This is a genomic window from Luteibacter sp. KNZ12-1A (assembly GCF_056755675.1).
This window is the reverse complement of the sequence record NZ_JBPGXU010000015.1, coordinates 40,732-53,724: the sequence shown is the minus strand read 5'-3', so window position 1 is coordinate 53,724 and position 12,993 is coordinate 40,732. Positions and strand designations below refer to the sequence as shown.

4 protein-coding genes are annotated in these 12,993 nt (G+C 68.9%); 1 reads left to right on the top strand and 3 read right to left on the bottom strand.

Annotated features, from left to right (window positions below; translation table 11 throughout):
- From ACR9ZJ_RS05630 to ACR9ZJ_RS05620, 3 genes are all read right to left on the bottom strand, one after another.
- On the bottom strand, positions 1-7,212 hold a 7,212-nt coding region (locus ACR9ZJ_RS05630; RefSeq protein ID WP_481287126.1), incomplete at its 3' end, for a cadherin-like domain-containing protein.
- A 331-nt stretch (positions 7,213-7,543) separates the two neighbouring features.
- On the bottom strand, positions 7,544-11,104 hold the full coding sequence (locus tag ACR9ZJ_RS05625) for a ligand-binding sensor domain-containing protein (RefSeq protein WP_481287125.1): 3,561 nt from the start codon (positions 11,102-11,104) through the stop codon (positions 7,544-7,546).
- Entirely contained in the window at positions 11,082-11,870 is a 789-nt protein-coding gene (locus ACR9ZJ_RS05620; RefSeq protein ID WP_481280335.1) for a response regulator transcription factor, read from the bottom strand. Before ACR9ZJ_RS05620 ends, ACR9ZJ_RS05625 begins: the two co-directional genes overlap by 23 nt.
- 186 nt (positions 11,871-12,056) lie before the next feature.
- Here ACR9ZJ_RS05620 and ACR9ZJ_RS05615 point away from each other — a divergent pair, with 186 nt between their 5' ends.
- Entirely contained in the window at positions 12,057-12,989 is a 933-nt protein-coding gene (locus ACR9ZJ_RS05615) for a LysR substrate-binding domain-containing protein (protein WP_481280334.1), read from the top strand.
- The last annotated feature ends 4 nt before the right edge of the window (positions 12,990-12,993 follow it).

The window sequence follows — 12,993 nt, the reverse complement described above, 5'->3', positions numbered from 1 at the left end:
AGCGACTCCGTCGGCACCGAGGCGATCGGCGACATCGCCCGGACCCGTCGCGGAGACGACGTTGCCATTGACGACCGCCGTGCCGTCCTCGCCGATGTCGGCGCTATCGGGACGGGCGGTCGGCGCGTCGTCCACGATGTTGACCACGAGGGTGCCCGTGGCACTGCCGCCACCGGCATCGGTGACGGACAAGGCGATGTCGTCGGTGCTGTGGTCCGCGCCGGGTTGGGCGATGGATCCGCCCAAGGTATAGGTATAGGTGAGCATGCCCGCGGTCGGCACGCCGCCGATCTCGGCGGTCGCGGTGAAGCCGGTCAGCACGAGCGTGCCGTGGGCCGTCGCGATGGTCACCGGGGCGCCGGCGCTCAACGCGGAAAGCTCCGCGGCGGTGAGCGTCCTGCCACCCACGGTGACGCTGACGAGACCGTCCGGCGCGGAGATGGCGACGGTATCCGTCGCGTCACGCGGCTGCCCCGCCGGACCGTTCGGGGTCAGGCCCGACTCCCACACCGTGGTTTCGCCGGTGGTGTTCACGCCATTGCCGGCGCCGTTGCCGTCGTGCGGCACGATGGCGGGGCCGCCATCGGTATGACCCACGATGGTGATGGTCAACGTCGTGGTGCTGGTATCGCCGTCCGCGTCGGTGATCGTGTAGGTATAGACCTCGGTACGCGTCTCGCCATCCTTCAAGGCGTTGACGACGGGATTGGCGTTATCCAGCGTGTAGCCGTAGCTGCCATCGGCGTTGAGCGTGAGCGAGCCGTATTGCCCCGCGATCGGCGCGCCGACGTTGCCGCTGACTGGACCACCCGCGTTGCCGAACACCACGCCGGACACCGGCGTCGGCGTGGCATCGCCACCCACATGGTCGGCACCGCCACCGGTGAGCACGACATTGCCCGTGGCCGGCGCACCGTCTTCGTCCACCGTGTTCGTGTCGGCGTGCGCGACGGGCACGTCGTCGGCGATATCCACCGTGATGCTGCCGCTGTCCGTGAAACCCGCGTTGTCGCGCGTGGCGATCGCGATCGTCTCGCTGCTGCCGGTCGCGCCCGGCTGGTCCACGGGACCGTTGAGGCTGTAGTGGTAGACGAGCGTGCCGTGGCCCGCATCCGCACCGGGAAGGTAGCCGGTCACGACCAGGGTGCCGTGATCGGTCTGGATCGTGCGCTCGGCGAGCGGCACGTTGGCGATGTCCTGCAGCTGCGCCAGCGTGAGCGTGACGGAATGACCCGCGCCCGCGGCCGGATCGCCGATCGTCACGCTGTCCAGGCCGTTGAACAGGGCGAAGGTTTCGGTTCCGTCCACGCCCTGGCTGCCGCTGTTGTCGGCCAACCCGGCCTCGCTGACCTGGGTGCGGCTGCTGACGGTGACATCGAAGACGCGCGTGGTGACGAGGGCGTTCGAGGAACCCGCCTCGCCGTCGGCGTAACCGTACTGGTCGCCGGCGGTGCTGGGATCGCTACCCGCGTTCGATGCGGCATCGCCGTCGAGCGTCGGCCGGTCCGGGCGGCTGCCGTGGTTGCCGTTGTCGTTCACGGCCACCTGCACCTGGAAGGTGCCGTTCCAGTACGCGTTGTTGTCGCCCGCTTCCGCCGACGGCAACTGCACGCCCACCGCGTTGATCGCCGATTGCACCTGGTCGATGGAACCGGTGATGGTGATGGTGCTGCGGCCCTGGCCATCGGTGCCGAAGGTATACGTGGCACCCGCAAAGCTGCCGGAGGTCGCCGTGGAACCATTGACGTCGTGGATGCTGAAGCCGCTCTGCAGCGTCACCGTGGCGGTGATGCTGTCCGTGCCCGCATCCGGATCGGCCAGGGTGATGTGGCTGAGCGTGTACAGGCCGGCGGCGCTTTCGTTGGTGCCGTTGGGACCGGTGATACCGATCGCCGTCGGGTTGTTGATCGAGGACGGGAACACCTCGCGAGACGAGGAGGCCACGTTCTGGGTGAGCCCGCCCGGCACGACCGCATACGGATCGACGGCCGTGGTCGGCACCGCCTGGGTACCGTTCGCGGCGGCGTTCTGGCCGCCATTGGCGGCACCGGACCCGTCGAGGCTTCCGCTGGCCGTGTCGCGCAGACGATCGTCCGCGATCACTTCCACGCGATACGACTGGTCGGCATTGGCGAGATCGCCGCCGATCGACACCTGCAGGCCGGCGAGATAATCGTTCACCTGTTGCCGCGTGCCGCGAATGACCAGCGCGGCATCGGTCCCGTCGTAGGTGCCGTCCACCGTGGCGCCGGATGTGCCGCCGTTGCTCGAGCCCAGCACGATGTTCGCGTAGGCCGACTGCGCCAGCGGGTTGCCGGCGGCATCGGTGACGCGCACCGTCACCTGCATGAAATCCTGCTCGCCCTGGGTGATCCCGCCACCATCGGTGTAATCGACGTCGCCGACGACGAAGCCGCCCACCGCCGTGCTGCCGTTGAGGTAGACGGTGCCCGCGCCCGCCGTCACGGTCGGCGCGTCGTTCACGGCGACGATGTCGAGCGCGACCTGGATGTCGGCCGGATTGTTGGCGACGCTGCCCGCCCCGGTATCGCCACCGATCTTCGAGCCGGTGTCGTCGAAGTGCAGCGTGACGGTGACATCGCCCGCGGCGGCGCCGTTCGTGTCGTGGTTGACGTTGGCGGCGCTGCGATAGGTGAGGCCGTTGGTCGCGTCGTTGAGCAACGCCTGGATATCGCTGGCACGGCCGGTCAGGACCAGCGTACCGGTGTTGTCCCCACTGATGGTGACGGCGAGGCTGCCCGGCGCGCTCGGCGTGAAGCTGGTCTGGTTGCCGTTGCCGCCGATGCCGAGCGTGCCGGTGGGCACGGTCACGCGCACCGTCACCGGCGTATCGAACGCGGCCGATTCGGGATCGGCCACGACGAAGCCGCCACCGATGTGGGTCGCCTGGTCTTCGTACACGGTGCCGCTGGTGGGACCGGTCAAGGTGCCCGGCTCGTTCACGCTGGATGCGCGGACCACCACGGAGGCGGCGGCGATGTCGCCGCTGTTGGTGGGCGCCGCGTCGCTGTACCAGTCGTAGTTCGTGGCATCGATGGGCGTGGTCGCACCGCCGGTACCCGGCGTGGCCGGCTGGTTCACGTCGCCGCCGTTCGCGCCGCCAACGAGGTTGCCGCTGGCGTCGCGCAGGCGATCGTCCGCGATCACCTGTACCTGGTACTTCGCGTCACGGTCACCGGCGAAGTTCACGGTGAGGCCGGCCAGCGCGGCGTTGACCTGCGCGCGCGTGCCGCTCAGCACGAGATAGTCGCCGCCGCCGTTCTTGTCGCCATCCACGACCACGCCGCCACCGGCCGCATAACCGATCGTGACGCCATCGGCGGTGTATTCACCGGCCGAGAACGCGCTGCCGTCGGCATGCAGCAGGCGCACCGTGACCTGCAAGTAATCGGTCTCGCCCCCACCCACGGTGGTGAGGTCCGGATCGGCCACGCTGAAGCCTGGCACCGGGTTGAACTGCGGGTCCGCGCTGTCGAGGTCGACCGGACCGGCCGGCGCGGTAACCTTCGGCGCATCGTTGGTGGGATCGGTGTAGACCCAGAACTCGTTGCCCGCCTGCTCCTTGTCACCGTCGGAGACGGTGAAGAAGAAGCGGTCGTCCGGTGCCGACGGATAGCTGGCGCCGGTGGATTCGGTGCCGTCGTTGAGATAGTAGATACGGCCCGCGGCGACATCCGCCTGGGTGAAGGAGGAACCCGCACCGAGGATGTGGAAGGTCGCGCCGCCGTCGGTGGAATACGCCAGTTTGCCGTGCGCCGGACCACCGGTGATCGTGTACTGCACCTGCTCGGCCGAGCTGTCCGGATCGTAGGCCTGGAGCATGGCCGTGGTGATCTGGGCGTAGCCGCCTTCCGCCACGGTGAGCGGATTGTTGACCGGCGTGCCGCCGATGTTGTTCGGCGAGTCGACGGGCACGGACGGATCGGCCTGGGTGGGATCCTTCGCGATCTGCGGCGCGTCGTTGACGTTGGTGATCTGGATCGTGACGGTGGCGTCCGTGGCCGAACGCGCGCCCCAACGGTCCTGCGCCTCGACAGTGAAACTGGCGCTGCGCACTTCCGAGCCGTTGCTGACGAAGCGCAGGCCCGTGGTGCCCGCGCTGCCGGTGATGATGGACGCATCCAGCAAGGTATTCGCGGTCACGTCCTGCCAGCTGGCGCCGCCATCGGTGGAGTATTGCAGCTTGCCGCCCGCAGGCAGGCTGGTGATGACGAACTTCAGCGCGTTGGCGCCCGTGGCGTCGTTGTTGTACGCGTAGTTGGGGCTGCCATCGGGAAGCGTCGGCGAGTTTTCGAGATAACTCGCGCTGGTGGCGTCGTCCGGGTCGGCCAGGCCGAGCTGGTCCTTCGTGATATAGGCGACCTCGCCCTCGTTGATCACCGTGGTGGACGAGCCGACGACCGTTGGCAGGTCGTTGGTCGGCGTCACGTAGATGTCGAACGACGGCGTCCAGCTGTCCACGACCGCCTGGCCGTTCTGCACGGTGATCAGGCCGGCGGACACCGAGAAGTTGGCCGTGGCGTGGAAGTCTTCGCTGGCGCCGTCGTGCTGGAAACGGATGCGGCCGGCGTCGAGGTCGGCCTGGGTGAACGTGCCATAGGCGGCGACGTCGACCCAGGTGCCGTTCACCTGCTTCTGCAACGTGCCGGCGGTGCCGGTGCCCGCGCCGTCGCTGGTGAAACCGAGGAAGGTGTAGACCACCTGCGACGGGTCCACGCCTTCGGCCGTGTAACTGAGGCCGGGCATGGCGTGGAAGTCGGTCGGCTGCCCGTTCGTCGTCGTACCGTGCAGGACGATGGCGCCGCCTTCGGACACGCTGCCGATGGCGTTGCCGGACGGATCGACACCCGCATAGGTCGACTGCTGCTGGCCCGTGGTCACATCGTGGACCGGGAAGCCGCCGTTGTTGCCATCGGGGGTCGGTGCGAGGGCGATGGTGAAGGTGTAGTCGCGCAGGGTGTCCGTGGAGGCGCCACCGGTGTAGTCGCCACCGATGCGCGTGAACGTGGTGCCGTCGGCGTTCCAGCGCAGCGCGGTGGTGTTGTCCACCACCTGGAAATGGAAGGTATCCTGCTGCCCGGCCGTGGCGCCGGTCACCTGCACGTACTGCACGCGGCCGGCGCGCACGTCGGCCATGGTGAAGGTGGCGCCGTCCTTCAACTCCTCGCCGTTGAGCAGCAGGTAGCCATGGGTGAGCCCGGCCTGGTTGGTGACGAAGCTGATGTTCTGTTCCGGCGAATCGACATCCGTCGCGCCGAGCATGGCCGTGGTGAGCACGACCGAGTACGGGCCCGCGCTGCCGTTCCCGCCCCCGGTCACGGTGGCCGTGCGCGTGCTGCCGACGTCCAGCGAGGGATCGTCGTCCACGGCATGCACATCGAGGACGATCGTGCCATCGGCGCTGCCCGGCGTGCCGGTGCCGCCGCCGAGATCGGTGACGCGCACGCCGTAGCTGTCCTGGGTGACGCCGTCGACGCCGTCGTTGCGATAGGTGAGCAGGTTGCGGTTGGCGTAGTCGAAGCTCTGGCCGACCGTGACCGCGACGCCGTTGTAATAGAGCGTGCCGTGTGTCGGCAGCGCCGTGATGGTGACCTGCAGCGCCGTGTCCTGCGGATCGCCACCGCTGCCGGCGACGATGTACAGGCCCACGTTGCCCGTGTCCACGGCGTTGGCCGGCTGGCCTTCATAGACCATGCCGGCGCCACCGACGGTCGGTGCCTGGTTCACCGGCTGCACCGCCAGGTTGACGTGGACGGTGGCGGAACGGTCGAGCGGCGTCGCACCGTCGTTGACCCGGGCGTCGAAGCCGTCCGCGGCGTCCTGGTTCGCGCCGGTGGCCGTGTGCACGTAGCTCAGGCGGCCGTCGATCACGTCCTGCTGGGTGAACACGGAACCCGCGCCCAGGCGGTTGCCGTCGAGCGTGAGGTAACCGTACTGCGGCAGCGCCGTGAGGCTGTAGACGATCTGGCTGGCGGACTGCGTGCCGATGGTCACTTCCGCGTCGGAGGCGACCAGGGTGTCGGCGCCGATCACGGTGACGCTCGGGCTGTCGCCGGCGCCGACTTCCAGCACCGTCTTGGTGGCATCGGGCACGGCCACCGGATCGTTCGAAGGCGTGATGGTGACATCGAGCGAGCGCGTCGCCGAGAGCGACTGCGCATCGGTGACGGTGACATCGATGGTCGTGCGCGCGGCGGTATTGCCCAGTTCGACGTCGGCGGCGACGAAGCTGAGCTGGTTGAGCCACGCGTTGGCTTCGGCGACGGTGCCGGTGAACCGGTAGCCGCCGGCGACCGCCGTGGCGGCCGTACCCGTGACCAGGGTGCCCTTGGCGGGGTCCGCGACGACCGCGGTGACGGTCACACGGTCGCCGCCGACGCCATCGTCGACGATGGACCAGCCGGTGAGCGTGCCGCGGTCCGCGCCCGCCGCATTGAGCGTGCTGGGTTCGGAAACGGTGAGGCCGGTGCTGGTGGTGCCGATGCTCGGCGCGACCAGCAGGCCGTCGTAGTCGAGCGCGAGCGAGCGCGTCTCGATGTGCCCCACCGAGCTTTCCAGCACCCAGTCGCCGCCGAGCGCGGCGGCGCCGGTGGCATCGGTGGACGAGGCCACGTCGGCCTGGGTCAGGCGGCCCAGCTGGGTGACCAGCGCGTTGTCCTGGTGCGACACGTCGCAACCGTAGAGAAGGATGTCGCCGTTCGTCGAAAGCGTGGCGCCGATGTCGCCGAGCTGGCTCGCGTAGGAGGCGATATTGCCGGCGGTGACCGTGTCGGTACCCAGCGAAATGGAATCGCTGGCGCCATGGCTGATGATGTGGATCGCGGCGATGTCGTGTTCGCCACGCAGCGCGTCGGCGATCTGCGTCAGGCCCGAGGACTTGTCGTCCAGCACCACGACCTGGCCGCCCGGCGGCAGCTGGGCGACCAGGGACTGCCAGTTCGCCACGCTCTGGTCGATGACGTAGACCTGGGTCGGCGCAGGGACGCTGGGCGCCGGCGGCGGCGCCGTGGCATGACCCGGTTGTTCCACGGCGGCGCTATGGAACTTGCCGCCGTCATGCACCGCTTCCGCGGGATCGACATGGTGGCTGGCCGCTTCCACGAGCGCGGCACCGTCGTACATCTGGCGCGGCTCCAGCGCATAGCGGTGTGAACGCGGACGGAAGGGGTTCGGTGACTTTGTCCCTGGCATGGGATCGCCTTCAAGGTGACGGGGCATGACGTAGGCCGACGGGCTCCATCCCGAGGGCCGGGAGGCCTTCGGGAATCGCTATCGATGTGAAGCTGTGATTTACGTCACAGCGGCGGCGCCGATGCTATGCATGGACGTCGACGATGAGAAGGCGGCGGGATGGGAAATTGCGTCATGCAAGGCGTGACGACGATCCGCTCCGGCAAAGGTGGGACGAGGCGGCCGCGCGGGCACGGGGCGGCCAGGCCTTACCGGCCGCCATCGTGGCGTCAGGGTCGTGGAGGCGGGCCTTTGCCCGAAGGGACGCGTGTTCTTTGTGAAGGAGGAAGGATCAGCGCACGTCGTCGCGCGCGACGGCCGCCGTTTCATCCGTTACCGGTTCGAGCAGACGCACGACACGCGCGATGAACTCGGCCGCCGTGGCGGGTTTGAGCAGGACGTCGTCGAAGTCTTCCGTGGTCGCCGCATCGGCGGGACGTCGCGGCGGCAAGGCCGAATAGAGCAGCACGGGCAAGCCCGGGTGCTCACGCCGCAACGTCAGCAACCATCGCCATCCCTCCATGTCCGGCAACCGCTGTTCCGTCACGACCACATCGGGCGCGTCGTCGCGCAGCGTGTTCATGGCGCTCCTGCCATCGGCTGCGGCGAGGCTGCGGAAGCCGTAGCCATCGAGCAGGTCGCACAACACGGCGCGTCGTGCGGGATGCGGCTCGACCACCAGCACGGCCCTGCCCTCGCCGTCGATGTCCCCTATGTCGCCGCCCGTCTCGAGCTCCGGTTCGAGATCGTCTTCGCTCGCCAGGGGCAAGGCCACTTCGAAACCGAAGCGGCTTCCACCGGAAGCCACGGGCTCGGCCACGAGACGGCTGTCCATGTGATCGAGCAACTGGGTCACGATCGCCAGGCCGAGACCACTGCCCTCGTGCTGCGCGGCATTGCCGCCACGGGTGAAAGGCTGCGCCAGCGCGGCGGCCACGTCGGCCCCGAGGCCGATGCCCGTGTCCTCGACCGAGAAGGCCAGGTGCACGCGGAGGCCGTCGCCACCCCGCGGTTCGACGCGGAAGACGACGAGGCCGTCGTGGGTGAACTTGGCCGCGTTGCCGAGGAGGTTCAACAGCACCTGCCTCAGGCGGCGGAAGTCGGCGACCGCCAACGACGGCAGGCGCGGATCGAAGTGGCACTCCAGGCGATTGGCATGGCGTTCCACCAGCGGTGCCGCATGGTCCGCCACGTCGTGGAGGAATCCGTGCAGGTAACCCGGCACGGGTTCGAGCGTGAGTTCGGTCAGGTCGCCGCGGGAGAACTCCAGCAGTTCGTCGATGAGGTCCATCTGCTGGCGCACATGCCGTTCGATGGCCCGTGGATAGTCGCGCCCCGTCCTGCCCGCGCGCCACTGGCGCACCGCATCCAGGATCGCGCCCAGCGGCGAGCGCAGGTCGTGGCCGATGTGGGCCAGCAGCATGCGCCGCGACTGCAGCGACTGCCGCAGTTCCGCCGTGCGTTCCTCGACCACCTGCTCCAGCCGTTGCGCGTGGTGGATGAGCACGCGCGTGCGCCAGCGCCAGGCGAACACGACGAACGCCAGGGCCAGCAGCGCCGCCGCCGCGAAGGCCCAGCGCGTGAGCCACCATGGCGGGGCCACGTTGAAATCGAGCGTGACCGGCTCGGACACGTTGCGCCGGTTCGCATCGATCGCCTGCAACTGGAAGCGGTAATGGCCCGGCGGCAGCGAGGCGTAGCGCACCTCGCGCTGCGCGGTTTCCACCCAGTCCTTGTCGGCTCCGGAAAGGCGGTAACGAAAACGTACCGGCTGCCCCGCGCCATTGCCCGATACACCGAAGCGCAGCACGAGGGGCGCGGCTTCCTCGAAGGACAACGCGGCATCCGGTCCGCCGACATCGCGGTCGCCGTAGCGGGCGGAGATGAGCAGCGGGAGGATCCGGCGGGGCGCGAGGAGTTGTCCCGGGTCGAGGATATGGGTCAGGCCGATCGGCGAGCCGATCCAGATGGAGCCGTCGTCGTCGGCGAAGAACGCGCCATGGTTGGTCTCGTCCCAGAGCAGGCCGTCGCGCGTGGAGAGCCGGGTCCAGTCGCCGCCGTCGAAGACATCGACGCCGTTGCCTCCGCCCGCCCACAAGCGGCCGCGCCGGTCGGCGCGCAGGAAATAGAAGCGGGTATCCGCGAGCAGCGGATCGTCCACCGGCGCCATCGTCACCTGGTCCGCGTCCGTGATCCGGCCGACGAGCAGTCCGGGCTGCAACGAGCTCAGCCACAGCCTCCCGTCGGGCGTGACCGCCACGTTCTCGTAGCCGCCGGAGGCTTCCTCCGGCTGCACGCGTACGCGCGCCCAGCCGGCGGCGTCGTGCCGGAACAATCCGCCGCTGCAAGCCACCCAGAGGTCGCCGGCGGCGTCTTCGGCCAGGTCAGAGCACATGGTGGACGGCATGAGCGAGGGCGCGGCGGGTGATACGCGTCCTTGCGCCGGATCGACTTCGTACAGCCCGCCCAGCGTGTAGGCCCAGAAATGCCCGGCCCGGTCGAGATAGGCGCCGCGCACCAGGTACGGCAACACGGCGACCTGCGTGGTCTTCTCCGTTTTCGGTTCGTAACGCAACACGCGTCCATCGAACAGGAAGTACCAGATGATGCCGCCGCCATCGACGATGACGGCGTGCGCCTGGTTGGGCGGCGCGGCCTTCAGCGGCCCGCGATGCGCACGCCCTTCTTCCGGCACGATCACTTCCGCGCCGGCTTCGCCGGCCACCCAGACCGAACGGGCGTCGCCGCGGGCGATCGACCAGATCAGGCTATTGCTCAGGCCTTGCGCCGAGGTCCAGTTCTCGACGGCGTCGGCGTTGCTCCAGTAGACGACGCCGCGGCCGTACGTGCCCATCCAGACCATGCCGTCACGATCGGCCAGCAGCGAGGAAATGCCCACGCCGGGCAAGCCCGAACCGGTGTCGAACAATTCCCAGCGCGCGCCATCCCAGCGGGCGATGCCGACGTCCGTGCGGGTGACGATCCGTCCCGCGCGATCCTCGATGATGTCGATGCTGGACGCCGCGACCTCGGTATGGCCACCGGGGATCTCGTGGCTCGTGAAATCGGAGGCGCCGGCCGCCAGCCGCAACACGTTGCGAATGCCACGCGCCCAGATACTGCCGTCCCGCGCGGCGAGGATGCCCACCCATTTGTCCGCGGGAACGCCCTGCTCGACGCCGTACCGGGTCAGCAGGCCATCGCGCAGGCGGCACAAGGCGACGCCGCAGCCGAACCATGTGGTGCCGTTGCGCTGGAGCACCGCGGCGACATCGCCCGGGTCGTCGCCGTGGCGTTCCGCGCCGGCACCGAACAGCGGCGCCCCCGTCCAGCGTCCGCCGGCATCCTGGGTCAACCGCAACAGGCGGTGCCCGCTCACCACGAGCATGCCGTCGCGGTCGTCGGCGGCGAGGGTCTGGCCACGGTCGGCCATGACCTGGATGCCGCCGGGACGCACCCAGTGGAACGTGCCGTCGCTTTCCCGCCGTTGCAGGCCCGCCCGCGAAGCCACCCACAGGTGATCGCCGGCGTCCTCCGCGAAACCGATGACTTCCGAAGTCTGGAAACCATTCGCGGCATCGACCTGGCGGAAGCCCACGCCATCGAAACGGTAGAGGCCTTTTTCGGTGCCGACCCAGAGATAGCCTTCCCTGTCCTGGATCATGCGGATCACGGAGAGGCTGGTCAGTCCGTTGGACTGGTCGTAGACGGTCAAGGGCAGTTGCACGGCCGAGGCGCGCGAGGGCGTCCAGCCGCCGAGGCACGCGACGATCACGAGCCAGGCCATCACGGCATGCCGCAGGAACGGCACGTGGCGGGCGCTCATCCGGTCACGCACCCACGGCATCCGCATCGGCCGGAACATCCTGCCGCGCGGCCTTGCGGTACTGGCTGGGCGTCACGCCCAGGCGCTCGCGGAACGCCGTGGTGAAATTGCAGGCGCTGCGGAAGCCGATGTTCTCGGCGATCTCCTGCATGCCCAGCTCGGTATCGACCAGCAATTGACGGCTCTTGCGCAGGCGTTCCTCGCGGATCCAGGCAAACACGGTCATGCCCAGCCGCTGGCGGAAAATGGTGGAGAGGCGCTTGTCGTAGGTGCCGACGGCGCTGGCGATCTGTTCGAGCGCGAACGGCTCGGACAAGCGCCGGCCGATGAACCGCATGGCGGCGCGAAGGATCACCTCGTCCTGGCTCGGCGCCGTCGCGTCCTGGACGTTCGGGACGGACGCCTCCGGCCGGGGGGCCAGGCGCAGGTGGATCTGCACGCGCGCCAGCAGCTCGGCCGGCTCGCAACCCTTGAGGATATAGTCCACGCCGCCCTGGCTCAGGCCCTCCAGGCGTTCCTCGATGCTGGCGGCGGAGGTAAGGAAGAGGATCGGGATATGGCGCACCCGCGGCAGTTCCTGCAACTGGCGGCACAGGGCGAAACCGTCCATGCCCGGCATGCGCACGTCCAGCAGGATCAGGTCGGGTGCCAGGAGCTGGGCGCGTTGGTATCCCTGCTGCGCCGTGGTGGCCAGCGTCACGCGCCAGGACTGGGCGCGCAACGCGTGCAGCAACGACCGGATTTCCTCCGGCGCGTCGTCGATGACCAGAATATGAGCATCCTGAACGGACATGGCTTTCCCCCCTGCGGTCGCTCCGGCCACTGACGGCGGTCCGGCGCGTTTTCGGCGAAGTATATGTCCTTTAACCGATCCATTTCCGCTCCGGCAAAGGAATTCGTCGCCCGTCCAAAAGATGGGCCGTATGGCGCTCACTAGAATGAGGTGTTGGCGCCCGATGTGGCGGCGGGGTACGGGCGGATGGAACAGATCAACAACCTTGGCGATTTCTTCCTGCTCGTCCACGTGGTCGAAGCGGGCGGCTTTTCCGCGGCGGCGGCCCGGCTGGGTACGACCCGTTCGCTCCTGAGCCGGCGCATCATCGCCCTGGAGCAGCGACTGGGCACGCGCCTCCTGCATCGGAACGCGCGCCGGTTCGCGATCACCGAGTCGGGGGAACGGGTCTATCGCCATGCGGCGGCGATGTGTGAAGCGGCGATCGCAGCGGAACACGCCGCGGCTCCCCCGGCGAATGCGGCCAGCCTGGTGCGCATCGAGGCACAGGGCTTGCTGTCGCCCCTGGTGGCCGAACTCCTGCCGGGTTTCGCCGTCACGCATCCGCGCACGCGGCTGGCGGTGACCACCCATGGCAGCGACATCGAGGCGTTGTTGCGGCAGCAGGCGGACGTGATCCTCAGCCTTCGCGAGACCTTGCCCGACAGCAGCGATATCGTCGCTCGTCCGCTCGGAACGGTACGGCTGGTCACGGTGGGCAGCCCCGACCTCGTGCGCCGCCTCGGCAGGCCCGCGCATCCGGCCAGCCTGGACGAAAGCCACTACCTCAGTTACGCCTCGGGCGAGACATCCGGGTACCGGATGTTCCGCGGGCCGGTATCGCAGCGCCGCCACGCGCGCATGGCCTCGGCCGATCTCGGCGCCTTGCTCGCCTCTGCCCGCGCCGGGCTCGGATTCGCCCAGTTCCCGCTCTATATGGTCGCCGACGACATCGCCAGTGGCCGCCTGCGGATCGTGCTGGAGGCGTTCGAACCCCAGCCCCTGCCCTTGCACGCGCTGACCATGTCGAGCCGGTCAGTCAGCGAGGCGACACTGAACTTCGTGCGCTTCGTGCAACAGAGCCTGACGGCGATGACCGTGCGCTGGCAGGAGAGCATGCCGGCGCCGGCAGGGGCGTGATTCG